This window comes from Blastococcus xanthinilyticus (genome assembly GCF_008124835.1).
GTDB classification, from domain to species: Bacteria; Actinomycetota; Actinomycetes; order Mycobacteriales; family Geodermatophilaceae; genus Blastococcus; species Blastococcus xanthinilyticus.
The window spans coordinates 72,388-93,222 of the sequence record NZ_VNHW01000007.1 but is presented as its reverse complement, the minus strand read 5'-3'; the positions used below and the strand labels follow the sequence as shown (position 1 = coordinate 93,222).

Sequence of the window (20,835 nt, the reverse complement as noted above, 5' to 3'; positions counted from 1 at the left end):
TCGGCCGCAGGAGAACGGGCAGGACGGTGATCATGCTCGCGCAGTGCTCCGTCGTGGTGCCGACGATCGGGCGTCCCTCGCTCGACGTCCTGCTCGACGCGCTCGCCGCGGCCCCGGGCCCGCGCCCCGCCGAGCTGGTCCTCGTCGACGACCGGCCCACGGGTGAGCCGCTGCGCCCCGACCGTCCCGGCCTGCCCCCGGTCCGCGTGGTGCGCACCGGCGGCGGCGGGCCCGCGCGCGCCCGCAACCTGGGCTGGCGCACCGCCCGCACCGAGTGGATCGCCTTCCTCGACGACGACGTGGTTCCCGACCCCGACTGGTACGAGCGGCTGGAGCAGGACCTCGCCGACCTCGGCCCGGACGTCGCCGGCAGCCAGGGCCGGGTGCGGGTGCCGCTGCCCGAGGACCGGCGGCCCACCGACTGGGAACGCGGCACCGCGGGGCTGGCCACCTCCAGCTGGATCACCGCCGACCTCGCCTACCGCCGCAGCGCGCTGGCCGCGGTCGGCGGCTTCGACGAGCGCTTCCCGCGCGCCTTCCGCGAGGACTCCGACCTCGCGCTGCGGATCATGGACACCGGCGCCCGGCTGGTCCGCGGCGAGCGCTGGATCACCCACCCGGTGCGCCCCACCGGCCGCTGGACCAGCGTCCGGGTGCAGGCCGGCAACGCCGACGACGTCCTCATGCGGCGGCTGCACGGCCCCGACTGGCGGGCGCCGCACCGCGCCGCCGCCCCGCTCGGCCGCCGGCCGCAGCACACCGCCGTCACCGCCGCGGCGCTGGCCGCCCTCGGCCTGGCCCTCGCCCGCCGACCGGGGGCCGCGGCGCTCGCGGCCGCCACCTGGGCGGCAGGCACCGCCGAGTTCGCCTGGCGGCGGATCGCGCCCGGCCCGCGCGACCGCGCCGAGGTCACGACCATGCTCGCCACCAGTGCGCTCATCCCGCCGCTGGCCACCTGGCACTGGCTGCGCGGAGTGGTGCAGCACGTGGGCGTCCGCCGCTGGCGGGGGCTGCCCGATCTCGTGCTCTTCGACCGCGACGGCACCCTGGTGCACGACTTCCCCTACAACGGCGACCCCGACTGGGTGCGCCCGGTCGACGGCGCGAAGGAGGCGCTCGACGCGCTGCGCGCCCGCGGGGTGCGGGTCGGCGTGGTGAGCAACCAGTCCGGCGTCGCCCGCGGCCTGATCACGACCGAGCAGGTGCACGCCTGCATGAAGCGGCTCGACGAGCTGCTCGGCCCCTTCGACACCGTCCAGTTCTGCCCGCACGGCCCCGACGACGCCTGCGACTGCCGGAAGCCCGCGCCGGGCATGGTCACCGCCGCCTGCGCCGGGCTCGGCGTGGAGCCGGCGCGCTGCGTGGTCATCGGTGACATCGCTGCCGACGTCGACGCCGCCGCGGCGGCCGGCGCGACCGCGATCATGGTGCCCACACCGGTGACGCGGAACTCCGAGGTCGACGCCGCGCCCCGCGTGGCGGCGACGCTGACCGCCGCGGTCGGCGACGTGCTGGCGGGTGAGTGGTGACGCCACGCACCGTGCTGGTCGCCCGGCTCGACAACGCCGGCGACGTGCTGCTGCAGGGCCCGCTGCTCCGCGCCGTCGCGCACGGCGCGGACCGGGTCGTCCTCCTCGCCGGCCCGGCCGGCGCCGCGGCGGCGGCGCTGCTGCCCGGGGTCGACGAGGTGTGGACCTGGTCCTGCCCGTGGATCCTCGGGGACCCGCCGCCGGTCGACGCCGACGACCTCGCCGCCCTCACCGACCGGGTGCGGGCCCTCGCGCCCGACGAGGCGGTGATCTCCACGTCGTTCCACCAGTCGCCGCTGCCCCTGGCGCTGGTGCTGCGCACCGCGGGGGTGCCCCGGATCTCGGCCATCAGCGTCGACTACCCCGGCACGCTGCTCGACGTCCGGCACCGCGTCGAGGACGACCTGCCCGAGCCCGAGCGCGCGCTCTCGCTGGCCCGGGCCGCGGGGTTCGAGCCGCCGGCCGGTGACGACGGCCGGCTCGCGGTGCGCCGGCCCCTGCCCCCGGTCGCGCACCCGGCCGCCACCGAGCCCGGCTATGTCGTCCTGCACCCCGGGGCGTCCGTGCCCGCGCGCACCTGGCCGGCGCAGCGGTGCGCCGAGGCGGTCGAGGCGCTGGCCGACGCCGGCCACCGCGTCCTGGTCACCGGTGGCCCGGGGGAGCGGGCGCTGACCGCGGCCGTGGCCGGCACCCGGGGCGTGGACCTCGGTGGGGAGACCTCGCTGCCGGAGATGGCCGCGCTGCTCGACGGCGCCGTGGCCGTCGTCGTCGGCAACACCGGCCCGGCGCACCTGGCCGCCGCCGTCGGCACGCCGGTCGTGTCGCTGTTCTCCCCGGTGGTGCCCGCCGTCCGCTGGGCGCCGTACGGCGTCCCCAGCGTGCTGCTGGGCGACCAGTCCGCACCCTGCCGCGACACCCGGGCCCGGGAGTGCCCCGTGCCCGGCCACCCCTGCCTGACCTCGGTGACGGCGCAGGACGTCGTCGCCGCGGTCGAGAAGCTCACCAGCGCGGTCCAGCAGCCGGCCGTTCTCCGCATCCCTGCCGCAGCCCGAGAGGCGGCGACCAGCTCTCAGGGGAGAACGTGAAGATCCTGGTCTGGCACGTGCACGGCTCCTGGACGACGGCGTTCGTCCAGGGGCGGCACGAGTACCTCCTGCCGGTGACCCCGGCCCGGGACGCCGACGGCCTGGGCCGCGCCCGCACCTGGGACTGGCCCGCGTCGGCCCGCGAGGTGACCCCCGAGCAGCTGCGCGCCGACCCGCCCGACGTCGTCGTGCTGCAGCGCCGGCGCGACCTCGAGCTGGTCCGCGAGTGGCTCGGTCGCGAGCCCGGACGCGACCTGCCCGCGGTGTTCCTGGAGCACAACGCGCCGGGGCTCGAGCCCGGTGACGGACCGGTTCCGCACACCCGGCACCCGATGGCCGACCGGGACGACATCCCGATCGCGCACGTCACCTTCTTCAACGAGCTGTTCTACGACAACGGCCGCGCCCCGACGACGGTCATCGAGCACGGCATCGTCGACCCGGGGGATCGGTACACCGGCGAGCTGGCCCGCGCCGCGGTCGTCACCAACGAGCCGGTGCGCCGGGGCCGCACGGTCGGCGCGGACCTGCTGCCGGGGCTCGCGCGGATCGCGCCGGTCGACGTGTTCGGCATGGGGCTGACCGGCCTGCACGAGGCCTACGGCCTGGACCCCGACCGCGTCGCGCTGCACGACGACCCCCCGCAGGCGGCGATGCACACGGAGCTGGCCCGCCGCCGCGTGTACGTGCACCCGGTGCGCTGGACCTCGCTGGGCCTGTCGCTCCTGGAGGCGATGCACCTGGGCCTGCCGGTGGTCGGGCTGGCCACCACCGAGGCGGTCGAGGCGGTGCCCGCCGAGGCCGGCGTGGTCTCCACCCGCCCCGACCGGCTCTGGGCCGCGGTGCGCGAGTTCCTGCACGACGAGGAGGCCGCGCGGATCGCCGGCAAGGCTGCCCGCGCCGCCGCCCTCGAGCGCTACGGACTGGACCGCTTCCTGCGCGACTGGGATGCGCTCCTCGAGGAGGTGACCCGATGAGGACCGACCAGCTGGGCACGTACCCGCTCCGGATCGACCTGGTCAGCGAGCACGCCAGCCCGCTCGCCGCGATCGGCGGCGTGGACGCCGGCGGCCAGAACGTGCACGTCGCGGCCCTGGCCGCCGGGCTCGCCGCCCGCGGCCACGAGGTCACGGTGCACACCCGCCGGGACGACGCCGCGCTGCCGGACCGGGTGACCACCGAGGACGGGTACGACGTCGCCCACGTTCCCGCCGGTCCGGCCGAGGCGCTGCCCAAGGACGAGCTGCTGCAGCACATGCCGGCGTTCGCGCGGGTGCTCCGGCACGGGTGGGCCGCGCAGCCCCCCGACGTGGTGCACGCGCACTTCTGGATGAGCGGCCTGGCGTCGGTCGAGGCCTCGGCCAGCCTGCTCGCGCCCGTCCCGGTGCTGCAGACCTTCCACGCCCTCGGCTCGGTCAAGCGCCGCCACCAGGGCGATGCCGACACCTCCCCGGCCGAGCGGATCGACCTCGAGCGCGGGCTGTGCCGCGACGTGAGCCACGTGGTGGCCACCTGCTCCGACGAGGTCTTCGAGCTGCGCCGCCTCGGTCTGCCCAGGGACCGGGTCTCGATCGTGCCCTGCGGCGTCGACACCGCGGTGTTCACCCCGCGCGGGCCGGTCGCCCCGCGCAGCGACCGGAAGCGGCTGCTGGTGCTGGGCCGGCTGGTCGAGCGCAAGGGCCAGGACGACGCGGTGCGGGCGCTGCGTGCGGTGCCGGACGCCGAGCTGGTGGTCGTCGGCGGCCCCGCGGTGGACGCGATCGACACCGACCCGGAGGTCTGCCGGCTGCGGGCCATCGCCGCCGATGCGGGGGTGGCCGACCGGCTGGTCTTCGCCGGCTCGGTGGCGCGCGCGGACGTGCCGGCCTGGGTGCGCTCGGCCGACGTCGTCCTCGCGGTGCCCTGGTACGAGCCGTTCGGCATCACCCCGCTGGAGGCCATGGCCTGCGGGCGGGCGGTGGTCTCCACCGCCGTCGGCGGGCTGCAGGACACCGTCGCCGACGGCGTCACCGGTGACCTGGTGCCGCCGCGGGACCCCGAGCGGCTGGGCGCGGTCCTCGCCGCGCTGCTCGCCGACGACGACCGGCGCGCCGCCTACGGCGCCGCCGGCGTGAAGCGGGCCCGAGCCCGCTACCGCTGGGCCCGGGTCGTGGCCGACACCGAAACCGTCTACCGGCAGGTGCTCACCCGCCGTCGTCCCGTGGAGGTCGCCCGATGACCAGCCTGCCGATGAGCGGTGCACCGATGAGTGCGGCCCCGGACACCGCCGCCGAGGTCGTGTCCCCCGACACCTGCACGCACCTGACCGGCGCCGACCACGTCGCCTCCCTGACCAGCGCGCTGCGCTCGGTCGAGGCGCAGGTGCCCGTGCTCGACCGCTGGGGCCGGCTGCTGGCCGACGTGCTGTGCGGTGGGTCCCGCGGGCGGCTGCTCGCCGCCGGCAACGGGGGCAGCGCCGCCCAGGCCCAGCACCTCACCGCCGAGCTGGTGGGCCGCTACCGCGCGGACCGGCCGCCGTTCTCCGCCATCTGCCTCACCGCGGAGACCTCGTCGCTCACCGCGATCGCCAACGACTACCCGGCCGACGAGCTGTTCGCCCGCCAGGTGGAGGCCCACGGCCGGCCCGGCGACGTGCTGATCCTGCTGTCGACGTCGGGTCGCTCGCCCAACGCCGTCGCCGCCGCCCGGCGAGCCCGCGAGTGCGGCATCACCGTGCTGGCCGTCACCGGGCCGGCGCCGAACCCGCTGGCCGCCGCGGCCGACGAGGCGGTGTGCATCGACTCGCCGTGGACGGCGACCGTGCAGGAGTGCCACCTGGTCGCGCTGCACCTGGTCTGCGCCGCCTTCGACGCCGCCGTGCTCGCCGAGCCCCCGCGGGTGCCCTCCGGCCCCTCGCTGGAGGCGGCGAAGTGACCGCCCGTCGTCCGGCGCGCGGGAGCGCCGCCACCCGGCCGCTGGTCGTCGTCGGCGACGCGCTGCTCGACGTCGACCTGGTGGGCTCCGCGTCCCGGCTGACCCCCGACGCGCCGGTGCCGGTGGTGGAGGACATCGAGCGGCGGGAGCGGCCGGGCGGTGCCGCGCTGGCCGCGGTGATCGCGGCGGCGGCCGGCTCCCGCGAGGTGGTGCTCGTCGCGCCCCTGGACACCGACGAGGGCGCCGGCCGGCTGCGCGCCCTGCTCGCCGGCCGGGTCCGGCTGATCGAGATCCCGGCGACGGGTGGCACCGCCGTCAAGCAGCGGGTGCGGGTGGGCGACCACTCGGTCGCCCGGCTCGACAGCGGCGCGCCCGTGGCGGAGCTCGGCGACCTGCCGGCCGAGGCGGCCGCGGCGATCCGCGACGCGGCCGCGGTGCTGGTCGCCGACTACGGCCGTGGCACCACGGCCGATCCGGCCGTGCGCACGGCGCTGGCGGCCGCCCGCGGCCCGGTCGTCTGGGACCCGCACCCGCGGGGCGCGGACCCGGTGCCGACCGCCCGGCTGGTCACGCCGAACGGGGCGGAGGCCGCCCGCGTGGCCGCCGCCGCCGGGGTGGTCGCCGAGGGCACCGGCCTGGCGGCCGTCGGCGCCCGCGCGGAGGCGCTGATCCGGCACTGGGGTGTCGGTGCGGTCGCGGTCACGATCGGCTCCCGGGGCGCGCTGCTGTCCTACGGCTCCGGGGCGCCGATGGTCGTCCCCGCCGTCGCGGTGACCGGCGGCGACCCGTGCGGCGCCGGCGACTCCTTCGCCGCCGCCGCGGCGCTCGCCCTGGCCGACGGGGCAGTGACCGGCGAGGCCGTGGCCGCCGCCGTGGCCTTCGCGTCGGCGTTCGTGGCCCGTGGCGGCGCGACGGCGTGGGACGCGGCCGAGCCGGACGAGGCGAACGTCGTCGCCAAACCGGGTGCCGACGCCGTCCTCGCCCGGGTGCGCGCCGCCGGCGGCACCGTCGTCGCCACCGGGGGCTGCTTCGACCTGCTGCACCCGGGGCACGTGGCCACGCTGCGGGCGGCCCGCGGGCTGGGTGACTGCCTGATCGTGTGCATCAACTCCGACGAGTCGGTGCGCCGGCTCAAGGGCCCGTCCCGGCCGCTGGTCACCGCGACCGACCGGGCGCGGGTGCTGGAGGCGCTGGAGTTCGTCGACGCGGTCGTCGTCTTCGGCGAGGACACCCCCGCACAGGTGCTCGAGCGGCTGCGGCCCGACGTGTGGGCCAAGGGCGGCGACTACGCCGGCGCCGACCTGCCCGAGGCCGAGGTGCTGCGCTCCTGGGGAGGCCAGGCGGTCGTGCTGCCCTACCTGGACGGCCACTCGACCACCGCGCTGGTCGAGCGCTCCCGCGTGTGACGCCGGCAGCGGCATCACCATCGTGAGTGGCGGCACGCCGGCGGCGGTGGTGCTGCGTCCGCTCGGCCTGGGCGACCTGCTCACCGGAGTGCCGGCGATCCGCGCGGTGCGGCGGGCCGTGCCCGACCACCGCCTGGTGCTGGCGACGACGGAGCCGCTGCGCCCCCTCGCCGAGCTGATCGACGCGGTGGACGAGGTGCTGCCCGCCCGGGAGCTCGAGCCGCTGGACTGGGCCGGCCCGCCGCCGGAGCTCGCGGTCGACCTGCACGGCAAGGGCCCGGCCTCGCACGTGGTCGTGGCCGACCTGCACCCGCGGCGGCTGCTCACCTTCGCCAGCCCCGGCTACCCCGGCCCGACCTGGTACCCGGACGAGCACGAGGTGCGCCGCTGGTGCCGGCTGGTCTCCGAGGGGCTGGGCGTGGCGGCCGACCCCGACGAGCTCGATCTCGCCGTCCCGCCCGTGCCGCCGCCGGTGCGCGACGTCGCGGTGGTCCACCCGGGCGCGGCGTTCCCCGGGCGGCGCTGGCCGGCGGAGCGGTTCGCCGCCGTCGCCCGGTACCTGGCCGCCGCCGGGCTCGACGTGCGGATCACCGGCGGCCCGGCGGAGGTGGAGCTGGCGCGGTCGGTGGCCGGGCAGGCCGGGCTGGGGGAGTCCGCGGTGCTGGCCGGCCGGACGACGTCCCTGGAGCTGGCCGCCGTGGTCGCCGCCGCACGCCTGGTGGTGTGCGGGGACACCGGCGTCGCGCACCTGGCCACGGCCTACCGGCGGCCGTCGGTGGTGCTCTTCGGCCCGGTGTCCCCGCTGCTGTGGGGCCCTCCGCACCGCCCCGCGGAGCACGGGCCGCTGCACCGGGTGCTCTGGCACGGGAACGGCACCGGCGATCCCTGGGGCACCGAGCTGGACCCGGCGCTGGCGGCGATCACTGTCGACGAGGTGATCCAGGCGGTGGAGGAGCAGGTGCACGGTCAGGCCGAGTGGGCCCCGGAGGGGTCCGCGTAGGCCTGACGCAGCGGCTCCAGGCGCCCGGGGAACGGCTCATGGCCGCGGTGCGATCCGGAGGATCGCAATGTCACAGCCCGCGGTGCGATCCGGAGGATCGCAATGTGCACCCTCTCAGCCGCGCTGGCGGAGGGCGTCGAAGAGCACCGTCTGCAGGTCGTTCTCGTCGACGGCGGAGTACGCCTCCCCGCCGGTCTCCTCGGCGATCTGCTCCAGGGCGCTGATGTCGGCGTCCGGACCGAGCGCGACACCGATGACCTTGACCGGCCGGTCGGGGTCGGCCTCGGCGGAGAGCGTGATGAGCAGGTTCTCCAGCGAGATGCCTTCCGCGTCGTCCTCGTTGGTGCCGTCGGTGACCATCAGGACGCTGTTGACCGCGGTCGGGTCGTAGTTCTCCCGGGCCGCCCGCACGGCGGCCAGCGTGGTGTCGTACAGCCCGGTGCCGCCGGGGGTCAGCAGGTCGGGGATGGTGTCCAGCTGGGCGTCGAGGAGCTGGCGCTGGGTGGTGTCGTCGACGACGGAGTCCAGCTCGCGGATCGGCACCAGCTCGGACCAGTCCTGCTCGCCGTCCAGCTGGTAGGCGAACGCCCACAGGCCGAGGGCGAAGTCGCCGGGCACCAGCGACAGCGTCGCCTTCGCCGCGTCGCGGGCCAGGGTCGCCCGCGTGCCGTCCCCGACGGGCGCCTCCATGGAGGTCGAGACGTCGAACACCGTCAGGATGCGGGAGGGGTCGGCCAGGCTGCTCAGCTGTGCCACCAGCGCCTGCACCCCGGCCGGGTCCAGCTCGAGGGTCGTGGGTGCCGCGGCCCTGATGCCGGCGGCCTCCGCCTCGGGGGGAGCGGTGCCGTCGGCGTCCCGGAAGCCGGCCTCCAGTGCGGCGGTGCGGGCGGCGTCGGAGGTGAGCGCCTCGACGACCGCGGCCACCGCCTCGGCCTGGTCGCCCTCGGGCGTCCCGACGCGGAGCACCGGGTAGTCCAGCACCGGGCTGCCCTGCTCGGGGTAGACGGCGACCAGCGAGGAGTCCTCGCCGGCCTGGTTGAGCGCGTAGATCTCCTGCTCGCTGACCGGCACCAGCGGCGCGTCCGCTCCGCCGTCCCGGCCGGCGGCCAGCCCGTCGGCGGCGGACAGTGCCGGCCCCCGCTGCGCGGCGAGCACGGCCTGGACGACGGCGTTGCCCGCCTCCTCGCCCCCGCCGAGCGCGGTGGACACGGCGGTCAGGGCGGCCAGCGCCTCGGCGCTGGTGGCCAGGTCGGGCACGGCCAACGGCTGCCCGCCGGACAGGGCCTCGCCCCAGCCGGGCGGCTCCTCGGCCCAGCCCAGCTCCGCCACGGCATCGCTGCTGGTGCCCAGGACCACCGGCGAGGCGCCCATGCTGCCGACGACCTCGAGGGGGGCTTCCGCGGCGCGGGCCCGCCAGAGCGAGGAGTCGGGCACCCAGACGTCGGGCAGCGCGTCGGGCTCTAGGACGGAGAGGTCACCGACGGTCTGCAGCGGCTGCTGGGTGGCGACGGCGGTGTCGACGCAGAGGCGGTCCTCGACGACGATCTCGTCGGCCAGGACCTGCTCGGTCAGCTCGCCCAGCTCGGGGGCCACCGTGACGTCGACGGTCACGCGCTCGTCGCACCCACCGCTCCCGGCCAGCCACCAGACGAGGCCTCCGGCGGCGAGCACCAGGGCGATGCCGACGGCGACGAGGAGGGTGGGCACCGGACGGCGCCGTGCAGTGATTTCGGCGTGGCGGCCCATGCTCGCTCTCTGAGATCGACTCGGGTCAGGGGCGGCTCCCCCCGGTCCCGCTCCTCCAGGTTAGAGGTGTCCCGCGTCTCTTCGGGGTGACTCTAGTCGCATGATTGGCGACGTAGCGTCAGACGGCCTGGCTCGCGACGCTCTCCCGCTGGGCGGCGAACCACGCGACGGTGCGGCGCAGGCCTTCCTCGGAGGCCACCTGCGGCCGCCAGCCCAGCAGTTCCTCCGCCCGCGTGGTGTCGGGACGGCGGACCTTCGGGTCGTCGACCGGGAGGTCGATGTAGTCGATGGGGGAGTCGGAGCCGGTCAGCTCGACGATCCACTCGGCCAGCCGGAGCATCGACAGCTCGTCGGGGTTGCCGATGTTCACCGGCCCGGGCTGGTCGCTGAACGCCATCGCGAGGATGCCGGCGACGGTGTCGTCGACGTAGCAGATGGAGCGGGTCTGCGACCCGTCGCCGGCGACGGTCAGCGGCCGGCCCTCCAGCGCCTGGCTCACGAAGGCGGGGATCGCGCGGCCGTCGTCGGCGCGCATCCGCGGCCCGTAGGTGTTGAAGATCCGCACGATGCCGGTGTCGGTGCCCTTCGACGTCCGGTAGGCGGTGGTCATGGCCTCGCTGAACCGCTTGGCCTCGTCGTAGACCCCGCGCGGGCCGACCGGGTTGACGTTGCCCCAGTACTCCTCGGTCTGCGGGTGCTGTAGGGGGTCGCCGTAGACCTCCGACGTGGAGGCCAGCACGTACCGAGCGCCCTTCTCGTGGGCCAGGCCGAGCGTGTGCAGGGTGCCCAGGCTGCCGACCTTGAGGGTCTCGATCGGCATCTTCAGGTAGTCGATGGGGCTGGCCGGCGAGGCGAAGTGCAGGACGAGGTCGACCGGGCCAGGGATGTGCACGTAGTCGGTGACGTCGCAGCGGACCAGCCGGAAGCCGGGGTGCTCCATCAGGTGCAGCACGTTCTCCGGCGAGCCGGTGAGGAAGTTGTCGAGGCACACCACCTCCACCCCCCGCTCGAGCAGCTGCTCGCACAGGTGGGAGCCCAGGAACCCGGCTCCTCCGGTGACGACCGCCCGGCGGATCGTCCGTGCCTCGCGTACCGGCCCGCTGACCATGGCTGCCCTCCTCGACCGCGCGCGGGAGCGCGCTCTCGCGGACATCTACCCGGAGATCAACACCGCACACACTTCGGCCTCGAAGTAATAAGGGCAGGAACCGCCGACGGGCCGCCGGTCTCCCGGAGGAGACCGGCGGCCCGCCGGTGGTACAGCTCCCGTGGGAGCGTCCGTGCCTAGTTGACGGCCTCCTCGTCCGGGATGGCGTTCGCCGGCGGGGTGGCCGGCTCCTGGTCGAACTCCTCGATCGGGGCGTCACCGATGTCGGTCGTCCGCACCTCCTGGACGACCTCCGAGCCGTTGCCCACGATCCGCTCGATGCTCATGCCGCTGGTGCCCATGTGGCTGTCCTCGGAGTAGCGGAACGGCGCGAACACCGGGCCCTCCCACTCGCTGCCGGCCTGCTCGACCGCCTCGACCAGGCCCTCGCGGGTCGGGTTCTGGCCGGCCGCCTGCAGCGCCTGCGCCATCGTGTAGGCCTGCGACATGCCGTAGACCCGGTAGTTCGTGAGCTCGCCCTCGCCGCCGCACTCGTCCCAGATCCGGGAGAACTCCTGGATCCAGGGGTTGTCGGTCTGGTCCACGGTCGGCAGGTAGCCGGTCGTCAGGGCGCCGTCCAGCAGGGCGGCGTCGGTGACCTTGCCCTCGCTGAAGCGGTTCAGCAGACCGCCGACCAGCGTCGGGTCCGACCCCACGTTCGAGTAGAACCACTGCGGGTCGTAGCCGAGCTGCAGCGCGGTCAGCTGCGACAGCGCGGTGTAGCTCGGCACGTTGAAGCCGACGACGAAGTCGGCGCCGGCGGCCTGGAGCGCTGCGATCTGCGGGCCGACGTTGGTGTTGCCCGGGGTGTACCGCTCCGCCGCGACGATCTGGTCGTCGATGTACTGGCGGATGCCGGCCTCGCCGTCCTCGCCGAAGTCGTCGTCCTGGAGGAAGAGACCGACCTTCGCGTCGGGGAAGTTCTCGGCGATGTACTCACCGATGATCTTGCCCTCGCTCTCGTAGTCGGTCTGCCACCCGAACGACATCGGGTACTCCTCGGGGTTCTCGCCCCAGAGGAGCGAGCCCGAGGAGACGAACAGGTCGGGCACGCCCTCGTCGTTGAGGAAGTCCACGACGGCGCTGTGCGTGGGCGTGCCCAGGCCGCTCATCATCGCGAAGATCTCTTCGTCGAGGACGAGCTCGTTGGTGACCTGGGCGGTCTGGGTCGGGTTGTACGCGTCGTCCTTGTAGACGAACTCGACATCCCGGCCGTAGACCCCGCCCTCCTGGTTCAGGCACTCGAAGTAGGCCGCCACGCCGGTGGGGATCTCGCTGTAGCCGGGGGCGGCCACGCCGGTGAGGGGGTAGTGCGCGCCGAGCTTGATCGAGGTCTCGGTGACGCCGATGTCGGAGGCCTCGTTCTCGCCGCCCTCGGCGCTGGTGCCGCCGCCGCCCTCGTCACCGCCGCCGCAGGCGGCGAGGGTGGAGGCGACGGTGGCCGCGGCGACCGCGGTCAGGAGACGACGGGAGGATCTGGACAACAGTTCTCCTCTGGTGCGGCCCGGGCATCGGTGCCCGGGAGTATGGGTGGGGTGGAGCGGCCGGATGCGGCGCGTCGAAGGGGTCGCCCTCACCGCCTGCTGCCGGTGTCGTCGGCGCCGGCCCGGGCCATCGCCCGCTTGGCCTTCCGGGTCATCCAGCGGAGCCGGATGGTGCCCACGAGGCCGGCCGGGACGAAGATCATCACCACGATCAGCACGACGCCGTAGACGAACGGCGCCAGCTGGGCGGCCTCGGTCTGGTCGAGCCCGAGGTCGCCGCCGAGGTTGGTGACGAACGGCGGGAGGAAGACCAGCAGGGCCGAGCCGAGCAGGGCGCCGAAGAGGCTGCCCAGACCACCGATGACGATCGCGGTGAGCAGCGCCAGCGAGAGCACGATGGTGAAGCCGCTGGGCGCGGCCAGGCGCACGACGATCGCCAGCACGCCACCGGCCAGCCCGGCCGCGGCGGCGCTGACCACGAACGCCAGCACCCGCCAGGCACCGAGGTTGATGCCGGCCAGCTCGGCGGCGACCTCCTGGTCGCGCACCGCCCGCCAGGTGCGCCCGATCCGGCTGCGCACCAGGTTGGCGAGGAAGAAGTAGGTGATCAGCAGGCAGATGGCACCGACGTAGGCCAGCCACTTCGTGCTCGACGCGGAGTTGCCGGAGACGGCGTCGATGAAGCTCTCGAACGACTCCGGCGCCTGCGGGGCGCGCACCCGCATGCCCTGCTCGCCACCCAAGATGTCGTGGAAGTAGATCGCCAGGCCGGGGAGCCCGACCGCGAGCGCGAGCGTCGCGCCGGCCAGGTAGGGGCCGTGCAGCCGGGCGGCCGCCACGCCGACGAGCGCGCCGATCGCGGTGGCCACGACGACGGCCGCCAGCAGGATCACCGGCAGGGGCAGCGGCTCCTCGGCGTCGAGGAACAGCGCCGTGGTGTAGGCGCCGGCCGCCATGAGCGCACCGTGGCCCAGGGAGATCTGCCCGTTCATCCCGGTCAGGACGGTGAGCCCGCCGGCGGCGATGGCGTAGTAGGAGAGCGTCGCCAGCTGTGAGTTCTGATAGGGGCTGCTCAGCTCGAGGGCCAGCACCGCCAGGACGGCGCACACGGCCAGCACGAGCAGGTGCCGCAGCAGCGTCGACTGCGGCAGGAAGGTGCGGCCGGTCGCCGCCGGCCCCGACGGCGCGTCGCCGCCGGCGGTGGCCTTGACGGGGGGCTCGTCGGTGGCCTTGCCGGCCTGGCCGGTGGACGCGGGGCTCTGCAGGTCGCTCATGGTCATGCCCTCCGAGCCGTGGTGCTGCTGAACAGGCCGCCGGGTCGCACGAGCAGCACGACGATCAGGATGACCAGGGCCGAGATGTTGACCAGCGCGCTGCCGCGCGGGGCGTAGCCGCTCACGTAGCTCAGCGCCAGGCCCAGGATCAGGCCACCGACGATCGCCCCGACCGGCGAGTCCAGGCCGCCGATGATCGCGGCGACGAAGCCGAACACGATGAGCGCGTCCATGTAGGCCGGCCAGACGAACGTGCCACCGGCGATCAGCAGGCCCGACAGCGAGCCCACGACGGCGGCGAGCCCCCAGCCGAGGGTGAGCATGCCGCCGACCTTGACGCCGAGCAGCCGGGCGACCTCCTGGCTGAACGCCGAGGCGCGCATGGCGAGGCCCACCCGGGTGAACCGGAACAGCGCGACCAGCAGCGCCATCACGATCAGCACCGAGCCGATGATGTACAGGCTGGTCGGGGTCAGCGGGATCGTGGTGTCACCGACCTCGAAGCCACGCACCCCGAACGGCGTCGGGAAGGACTGGAACGACGAGCCGAAGATGATCGCGATGCCCGCCTGGATCGCGACGAAGAGGCCGAGGGTGACGATCACGGCGTTGAGCTCGGGGCCGCCCTCGACGGGGCGGATGATGACCCGCTCGACGATCGCGCCCAGCACGAAGCCCGAGGCGAGGGCGACGATCAGCGCCACCCAGTAGGAGGCGCCGGCCTGGATGAGGGCGAGGGCGATGAACGTGGTGGCCGCGGCCATCGAGCCCTGGGCGAAGTTGACGATGCGGGTCGAGCGCCAGATGAGCACCAGGGCCAGGGCGAACGCGGCATAGATCATGCCCTGGGTCAGCCCGGTGAGGGTCACGTTGACGAAGTAGTCCACGACAGTGGGATGCCTTCCTGGCAGTGCGGGGGAGGGTCAGAAACCGAGGTAGGCGTGCCGGAGGTCCTCGTCGGCCATCAGGGTGCGGGCGGAGTCGGTGACGACCACGCGACCCAGGTTGAGGACGACGCCGACGTCGGCCACCGACAGGGCGCTCCGGGCGTTCTGCTCGACGAGCAGCACGGAGAGCCCTTCGGAGTCGACCAGCTGGCGGAGCAGCCCGAAGATCTGCGCGACGATCCGCGGGGCCAGGCCCAGGGAGGGCTCGTCGAGCAGCAGCACCCGGGGCTTGGCCAGGAGCGCACGGCCGATGACCAGCATCTGCCGCTCACCGCCGGAGAGGGTGTGCGCGGCGTTGTTCCGGCGCTCGGCGATGCGTGGGAACAGGTCGTAGACCCGGTCGAACTCGCTGCGGTCGACCTTTCCGCGGAACAGTGCCCCGACCCGCAGGTTCTCGTCGACGGTCAGCTCGGAAATGACGCCGCGGCCCTCGGGCACGTGCGCCATGCCCTTGGCCACCATCGACTCGACCGGCGCCTTGGTGATGTCCTCGCCGTCGAGCACGACCCGGCCGGCGACCGGCCGGACCAGTCCGCTGATCGTGCGCAGCAGGGTGGTCTTGCCGGCCCCGTTGGCGCCCAGGACGGCGGTGATGCGGCCGGCCTCGGCGGACAGCGAGACGCCGTCCAGGGCGCGGACCGGCCCGTAGGTAGAGGTGAGCCCCTCGACCTCGAGCAGCCGGGTGGTGGTGGCGGTGCCGCCGGCGGCGGACATCGCGGTGCTGCCGTGGGTGTCAGGCATGGGGGCGTCCTCCCTCGGCGTGGGTGAGCTCCGCGGCGTCGGCGTCGGCGTCGACGGCGTCACCGAGGTAGGCCTCGGTGACCGCGGGGTCGTTCTGGACCTCGGCGGGGGTGCCGGCGGCGATCTGCTTGCCGGAGTCGAGCACCGTGATCCGGTCGCAGACGCGCATGACCAGGTCCATGTGGTGCTCGACGAGGAGCACGCTCATCCGGCCGACGACCGAGCGGATCAGGTCGCCCAGCTCGTGCATCTCGTCCTCCGACAGGCCGCTGGCCGGCTCGTCGAGGAGCAGCAGGTCGGGCTCGGAGACCAGCGCGCGGGCCAGCGCGACCCGCTTCTGCACCGGGTAGGGGAGCGAGCCGGGGTAGCGGCCGGCGTACTCGCCGGCGCCGAGCTCGACCAGCGCGCGCATCGCCCGCTCGCGCAGCAGGCGCTCGTCCTTGTCCGAGGTGGGCAGTGCCAGCAGCGCGGAGAAGAACCCGGCGCGGGCGTGCCGGTGCGCGCCGATCATGACGTTCTCCAGCACGGTCATGCCGGGGAAGAGGCCGACCCCCTGCAGGGTGCGTGCGATGCCGAGCGAGGTCAGCTTGCTGGGCTTGAGCCGGCGCATCTCCTCGCCGCGCCAGGCGATCCGCCCGGAGCTGGGCCGGACCAGGCCGCAGGCGACGTTGAACAGGGTGGTCTTCCCCGCGCCGTTCGGGCCGATGAGGCCGTGCACCTGGCCGGGTTCCACGGTCAGCGAGACATCGGTCAGGGCGAGCACGCCGCCGAAGGCGACGTTGATCCCGGTCATCTCGAGCCGGGAGGTGGGCGTCGAGTCGTTCGTGCGCTGGCTGCCGGCTGGCTGCGCCAAGGGGCCCACTGCTCCTCTGCGTCGGCGAGGCCGCCGGCCGGAATTCCGGACGGCGGCGGTCTGGTTCGGAGTACGTCCCGCTGAGAGTGCCTGCCGGTGTCCCCGGTCACAATGGGCTGACCGCACAGCGATGCCCGGGTCAGGTTGTGCTGTGCGTCGCACCTGGCCGGCCGCGGCTGGTGGCCCCGGCGGGCGTCGATTGGGTCACGACTGGATGGCGCCGACCCTGCCGTGCTGTGCGCGCACTCACAATGGGCTGAACGCACAGTCGTCGGGTCGTCGTGTTGTGCTGTCAGCGGTGTGTCCGAGGAGGTGACCGAGTGCAGCCCTTCCGCCCGGAGGTGGCGACGCGGCTCGCGCAGCTGGCCCCCCGGCTGCTCGACCAGGTCGACGCGATGACCGATCGCATGGTCGACGTGCTCGTCCGCACCGAGCCCGCGTACCGCGAGCTCGTCGAGGAGTCGGAGCAGGACCTGCGGGCCTCCACGCGGACGAACCTGGCCGGCGGGCTCCGGTCGCTCATGGCCGCGGCCGGCGGCAACGGCATCCCGCACCTGGCCTCGGCGCGCGCCGTGGGCCGCCGGCGGGCCGCGCAGGGGCTGCCGCTGGAAGCGGTGCTGCGCGCCTACCGGCTCGGTGGGCAGGTCACCTGGGAGACGCTGCTGGCGGTGTCGCGGGACGCCACCGGGCAGAACGACACGCTCCTGCTCGAGGTGGCCGGCGCGGTGTGGCGGACCAACGACGCCGAGTGCGGCGCCCTGGCCGAGGGGTACCGCGAGGAGCAGCGCCGGCTGGACGGCGTGGACGCCCGCGCCCGGCAGCAGGTGCTGGACGGCCTGCTGGAGGGACGCGGCAGCGACCCGGCGTTCGTGCGCACCGCCGCCGACCTGCTCGGCATGCCGCTCGACGGGCGGCTGATGGCCGTCGTCGCGTTGCCCGGGCCGGACGGCGGCCCGGCGCTGGCCACCCCCGCCGAGGTGCTGCTCAAGCGGGGGCTCCGGTCGGTGTGGGGCAACCGGGGTGATGCCCGGGTCGCCGTGGTCGTGCTGGGTGCCAGCCGCACCGCCGACGTGCTCGCCGTGCTGCGGAGCGCGGCGCGGGGGCCGGTGGGGGTGTCCGACGTGGTGGACGGCGCGGCCGGGGTGGGCGCGGCCTACCGGCTGGCCGAGACGGCGGTGCGGACGCTGCCTGCGGGCGCCGCCCAGGTGGTCAGCATCGACGAGCGGCTGCCCGAGGCGCTGCTCAGCAACTCGCCGGAGATCTCCTCGCGGCTGGTCGGGCAGTCGCTCGGCGGTCTGCTGGAGCTGCCGGGCGACGAGCGGGAGGTGCTGCTGGACACGCTGGCGGCCTTCCTCGCCGCCGACGGGTCGCCGACCCGCGCGGCCGACGCCCTGTACTGCCACCGGAACACCGTGATGCACCGGCTGCGGCGGATCGAGTCGGTGACCGGGCGGAAGCTGACCGACCCCCGCTCCCGGCTGCTGTGGCAGCTGGCCCTGCTGGGCACCGAGCGGGGGGAGCCGGTCCGCCGCTCCGCCTAGCGACCGGCCCGCCCGCTACTGGAGGTAGGTCTCGACCGTCTGCTCGGGGCGCGGCTGGGCCTCGTCGGGGTCCTCGTCGTACTGGCGCTTGGCCCGGCGCTGCCGGAGCAGGTCCCAGCACTGGTCGAGGTCGGCCTCGACCTTGCTCATGCGGGCCCGGGTCTCGTCGGTGTGCTCGCTGCTGTCGCGCAGCGCGTGCTCCTCGTCCACCAGGCTGTGGATGCGCTTCAGGATGTCGTCCTCGTCCATGCCGTGCTCCGTGCCCGGGGAGGCGGGCCCGAAACCGCGCCCTGCCGCCGCCCGGGTCAGCCGGGTCCGGGCACCCAGCCCTCGACGAACGCCGCCAGCCGCCGATGCACCGCCCCGCCGGCGCGGCCGAGCGCCAGCAGCGCGGCGCGATCCAGCGGCACGCGCACCGTGCGCCGTCCGGTCGGCCGGCGGGCCACCGCGGAGCCGGCGGTGACCAGGTCGGGCCAGGGGCGGTCGAGCTGCGCGCGCACCCGGGCCAGGGCGGCGGCGGTCGGCCCGGCGTTGCCCTCGACCATCGCGGTCACGAACGCCGGATCGCTGCCCATGACCCGGGTGCCGTCGCGGAAGCTGCCGGCGGCCAGCGCGAGGGCGAGCGGCCCGGCGTCGTCGGCCGCGGCGGCCAGCGCCGCAGCCAGCAGGTGCGGGACGTGGCTGATCGCGGCGACCGCGTCGTCGTGCTCCGCGGCGGTCACCGGCACCACCTCGGCGCCCACGGCCAGCGCCACCTCGGCCACGCGGAGCCAGCGCGGCAGCTCCGTGCCGGGCTCCAGGCAGAGCGCCCAGCGCGCGCCGGTGAAGAGGTGCGGATCGGTGGCGGCGTGCCCCGACCGCTCCGTGCCGCACATCGGGTGGCCACCGACGACGCGGCTCCCGAACGCGCCGGTGAGCGCCTCGAGCACCGGCACCTTGACCGAGCCGAGGTCGGTGACGGTGGCGTCGGGGTCGACCGACAGCCCGTCCAGCGCCGTCGCCATGGCCGGCAGCGGCACGGCGAGGACGACGACGCCGGTGAGCTCGCGGGTGATCCGCACGCCCCGCGCGGCGGCGGCGTCCCGGGCGGCCGGATCGACGTCCCAGCCGGACACCTCGCGGCCGCCGGCGGCCAGCGCCGCGGCGAGCGACCCACCCAGCTGCCCGAGCCCCACCACGCCGACCGGGGGAGCGGGCATCGTCGGCACCGGGAAGGCCGGCGCACCGGCGGAGGTGTCCCGGGGACCTGCGGCATCGGCCATGATCAGAGGCTATGACGCCGACCTGCCCGCTCCTGCCGCCCCACGCGCCATGACGCCCCGCTCGTTCCTGCTCACCCCGGAGCTCGCGGAGTACGTCCGCGCCGCGTCCGACCCGGTCGACGAGGTGATGGCCGACCTGATCCGCGAGACGGCGGAGATGGCCGAGCGCGGCGAGGCGTCGGCCACGATGCAGATCGCCCCTGAGCAGGGCGTGCTCATGCGGCTGCTGACGACCGCCGTGGGAGCCCGCACGGCCATCGAGATCGGCACGTTCACCGGCTTCTCCGCGCTCTGCATCGCGCAGGGGCTGCCGGAGGGCGGCTCGCTGCTCTGCCTGGACCGCAGCGAGGAGTGGACGGCGGTCGCCCGGCGGCACTGGGAGCGCGCCGGGGTCGCGGGGCGGATCGAGCTGCGCCTCGGCGAGGCGCTGGCGTCACTGCGCGCGCTGCCGGCGGAGGAGACCTTCGACCTGGCGTTCGTCGACGCGGACAAGACCGGCTACGCCGCCTACGTGGCCGAGCTGCACCCGCGGATGACCGCCAACGGGGTGGTGCTGCTGGACAACACGCTGCGGGAGGGCCGGGTGCTCGATCCGCGGGACGACGACGCCCGGGCACTGGCCGAGCTCAACGCCGCGCTGGCCGCCGATCCGCGGTGGGAGACGGTGCTGCTGCCCATCGCCGACGGCCTGACCGTGCTGCGCAAGCGATGACCGCCGCCGGACCGGAGGGCCCGGGCAGCTTCGCGGTGCGGGTGGCCCGCGCCGGCCAGCGGTGGAAGGTGGACCTGCTGGCCGCCGACGCCGGTGACGAGCTGCCGGTGCTCGAGCGCGCGCTGGGGGAGCCCGGCGCGGGGGGCTGGCCGCCGCCGGTCGTGCTCGTCGTCGACTCGCGGCTGTACTTCGTGGCGCTGCGGCACGGTCCCGGGGGCATGGTGCGGGCGCTGATCTCCGACGCCACCATGCTGGAGTGGGTGCTGGCCGCCGAGGTGGTGGAGCGCTACGGCATCGGCGTCGACACCGAGGGCGCCTTCGACGACGACGAGACCGGCTGGCCCGGCGGCGACCTGGACATCTTCGCCGACGACGGGCTGCCCGCCGAGGAGCTGCGACCGATCGTGACCGCTGACGACCTGTGGGCGACCGAGATGGTGGCCCGGATCGCCACCCGGCTGGGCTTCGCCGACGAGCTGGCCGCGGCGGTGGCGCCGTGACGGTGTCGGCGGTGGTGTTCGACCTGGGCGGGGTGATCACCGAGAGCCCGATGCGCGCCTTCGCCGCCTACGAGCGCGGGGCCGGCCTGCCCGAGGGCCTCATCCGGCAGCTGAACTCGACCGACCCCGACACCAACGCGTGGGCCCGGTACGAGCGCAACGAGCTCGACGTCGCCGGGTTCTCCGCGGCGTTCGAGGCCGAGGCCGCGGCGGCCGGCCACCGGATCGACGCGTCCCGGGTGCTCGCCGGGCTGCGGGGCGAGCTGCGCCCGGCCATGGTCGCGGCGGTGCGCCGGTTGCGCGAGGCGGGGCTGCCCGTGGGCCTGCTGTCGAACAACGTGGCGCCGATGGAGCGGACCGGCGCGCTCGGCGACCTGCTCGGCCTGTTCGACGCGATCGTCGAGTCGTCGGTCGAGGGCGTGCGGAAGCCGGAGCCGGAGATCTACCGGCGGGCGCTCGACCGGCTCTCCGAGGCCGTGGGCCGCCGGGTCGAGGCGACCGACTGCGCCTACCTCGACGACCTCGGCATCAACCTCAAGCCGGCGCGGGCGCTCGGCTTCGCGACCATCAAGGTGGTGGACCCGGCCGTGGCGCTGGCCGAGCTGTCGGAGCTGGTGGGCTTCCCCCTGGATGCCGCCGCGTGAGCCGAGGACAGGACCTGCTCCCCGGAAGGTCGGACTCTGCTTCCACGGCGA

The 20,835-nt window shown here is 75.2% G+C and carries 20 protein-coding genes; 11 read left to right on the top strand and 9 right to left on the bottom strand.

Features of this window, described 5'->3' with window-relative positions:
* The first annotated feature begins 32 nt into the window (after nt 1–32).
* From BD833_RS12265 to BD833_RS12235, 7 genes are read left to right on the top strand one after another with little or no spacing between them, the layout of a single operon-like run.
* Nucleotides 33–1,529 (top strand): HAD-IIIA family hydrolase, encoded by a 1,497-nt coding sequence (locus BD833_RS12265; protein WP_166533426.1) that lies wholly within the window; start codon nt 33–35, stop codon nt 1,527–1,529.
* Complete coding sequence (locus BD833_RS12260; protein WP_166533425.1) at nt 1,526–2,614, top strand: glycosyltransferase family 9 protein; 1,089 nt, start codon at nt 1,526–1,528, stop codon at nt 2,612–2,614. The genes BD833_RS12265 and BD833_RS12260 overlap by 4 nt, the downstream gene beginning before the upstream one ends.
* The gene (locus BD833_RS12255) at nt 2,611–3,591 is read left to right on the top strand and encodes a glycosyltransferase (protein WP_166533424.1); all 981 of its coding nucleotides are present in this window, start codon (nt 2,611–2,613) and stop codon (nt 3,589–3,591) included. Before BD833_RS12260 ends, BD833_RS12255 begins: the two co-directional genes overlap by 4 nt.
* Nucleotides 3,588–4,832, top strand: coding sequence for a glycosyltransferase (locus BD833_RS12250; RefSeq protein ID WP_166533423.1), 1,245 nt, complete (start codon nt 3,588–3,590; stop codon nt 4,830–4,832). The genes BD833_RS12255 and BD833_RS12250 overlap by 4 nt, the downstream gene beginning before the upstream one ends.
* A complete protein-coding gene (locus tag BD833_RS12245; RefSeq protein WP_243737623.1) occupies nt 4,829–5,527 on the top strand; it encodes a D-sedoheptulose-7-phosphate isomerase in 699 nt (232 codons plus the stop codon). Before BD833_RS12250 ends, BD833_RS12245 begins: the two co-directional genes overlap by 4 nt.
* Nucleotides 5,524–6,933, top strand: coding sequence for a D-glycero-beta-D-manno-heptose 1-phosphate adenylyltransferase (gene rfaE2 / locus BD833_RS12240; RefSeq protein WP_166533422.1), 1,410 nt, complete (start codon nt 5,524–5,526; stop codon nt 6,931–6,933). Before BD833_RS12245 ends, rfaE2 begins: the two co-directional genes overlap by 4 nt.
* 22 nt (nt 6,934–6,955) lie before the next feature.
* The gene (locus BD833_RS12235; RefSeq protein WP_166533421.1) at nt 6,956–7,933 is read left to right on the top strand and encodes a glycosyltransferase family 9 protein; all 978 of its coding nucleotides are present in this window, start codon (nt 6,956–6,958) and stop codon (nt 7,931–7,933) included.
* 114 nt (nt 7,934–8,047) lie between these two features.
* Here BD833_RS12235 and BD833_RS12230 read toward each other — a convergent pair whose 3' ends face one another.
* From BD833_RS12230 to BD833_RS12200, 7 genes are all read right to left on the bottom strand, one after another.
* Nucleotides 8,048–9,640 carry a substrate-binding domain-containing protein gene (locus BD833_RS12230; RefSeq protein WP_243737622.1) on the bottom strand — a complete coding sequence of 531 codons (1,593 nt, stop codon included), beginning with the start codon at nt 9,638–9,640 and terminating at the stop codon, nt 8,048–8,050.
* Between the two features lie 157 nt (nt 9,641–9,797).
* Entirely contained in the window at nt 9,798–10,787 is a 990-nt protein-coding gene (locus tag BD833_RS12225) for a UDP-glucuronic acid decarboxylase family protein (protein WP_166533419.1), read from the bottom strand.
* Nucleotides 10,788–10,963: 176 nt separating this feature from the next.
* Nucleotides 10,964–12,310 (bottom strand): ABC transporter substrate-binding protein, encoded by a 1,347-nt coding sequence (locus BD833_RS12220; protein WP_243737621.1) that lies wholly within the window; start codon nt 12,308–12,310, stop codon nt 10,964–10,966.
* 89 nt (nt 12,311–12,399) lie between these two features.
* The gene (locus BD833_RS12215) at nt 12,400–13,584 is read right to left on the bottom strand and encodes a branched-chain amino acid ABC transporter permease (protein ID WP_166533418.1); all 1,185 of its coding nucleotides are present in this window, start codon (nt 13,582–13,584) and stop codon (nt 12,400–12,402) included.
* A gap of 2 nt (nt 13,585–13,586) precedes the next feature.
* Nucleotides 13,587–14,471, bottom strand: a complete 885-nt coding sequence (locus BD833_RS12210) for a branched-chain amino acid ABC transporter permease (protein WP_166533417.1) — start codon at nt 14,469–14,471, stop codon at nt 13,587–13,589.
* A 36-nt stretch (nt 14,472–14,507) separates the two neighbouring features.
* Complete coding sequence (locus BD833_RS12205) at nt 14,508–15,272, bottom strand: ABC transporter ATP-binding protein (protein ID WP_208092619.1); 765 nt, start codon at nt 15,270–15,272, stop codon at nt 14,508–14,510.
* Complete coding sequence (locus tag BD833_RS12200; protein ID WP_208092618.1) at nt 15,265–16,134, bottom strand: ABC transporter ATP-binding protein; 870 nt, start codon at nt 16,132–16,134, stop codon at nt 15,265–15,267. Before BD833_RS12200 ends, BD833_RS12205 begins: the two co-directional genes overlap by 8 nt.
* A 311-nt stretch (nt 16,135–16,445) precedes the next feature.
* On the opposite strand from BD833_RS12200, the gene BD833_RS12195 reads away from it, so the two are divergent.
* Nucleotides 16,446–17,666, top strand: coding sequence for a PucR family transcriptional regulator (locus BD833_RS12195; protein WP_166533416.1), 1,221 nt, complete (start codon nt 16,446–16,448; stop codon nt 17,664–17,666).
* Nucleotides 17,667–17,681: 15 nt separating this feature from the next.
* Here the strand turns inward: BD833_RS12195 and BD833_RS12190 are convergent, their stop codons facing one another.
* Nucleotides 17,682–17,915: a DUF2630 family protein gene (locus tag BD833_RS12190; protein ID WP_166533415.1), complete on the bottom strand. Its 234-nt coding sequence runs from the start codon at nt 17,913–17,915 to the stop codon at nt 17,682–17,684.
* Between the two features lie 56 nt (nt 17,916–17,971).
* Nucleotides 17,972–18,928: a prephenate dehydrogenase/arogenate dehydrogenase family protein gene (locus BD833_RS12185; protein ID WP_166533414.1), complete on the bottom strand. Its 957-nt coding sequence runs from the start codon at nt 18,926–18,928 to the stop codon at nt 17,972–17,974.
* On the opposite strand from BD833_RS12185, the gene BD833_RS12180 reads away from it, so the two are divergent.
* From BD833_RS12180 to BD833_RS12170, 3 genes are read left to right on the top strand one after another with little or no spacing between them, the layout of a single operon-like run.
* Entirely contained in the window at nt 18,927–19,640 is a 714-nt protein-coding gene (locus tag BD833_RS12180; RefSeq protein WP_243737620.1) for an O-methyltransferase, read from the top strand. The two genes, BD833_RS12185 and BD833_RS12180, sit on opposite strands and share 2 nt — an antisense overlap.
* A complete protein-coding gene (locus BD833_RS12175; RefSeq protein ID WP_166533413.1) occupies nt 19,637–20,140 on the top strand; it encodes a tRNA adenosine deaminase-associated protein in 504 nt (167 codons plus the stop codon). The genes BD833_RS12180 and BD833_RS12175 overlap by 4 nt, the downstream gene beginning before the upstream one ends.
* Nucleotides 20,137–20,784 (top strand): HAD-IA family hydrolase, encoded by a 648-nt coding sequence (locus tag BD833_RS12170; RefSeq protein WP_166533412.1) that lies wholly within the window; start codon nt 20,137–20,139, stop codon nt 20,782–20,784. The genes BD833_RS12175 and BD833_RS12170 overlap by 4 nt, the downstream gene beginning before the upstream one ends.
* Nucleotides 20,785–20,835: the final 51 nt, after the last annotated feature.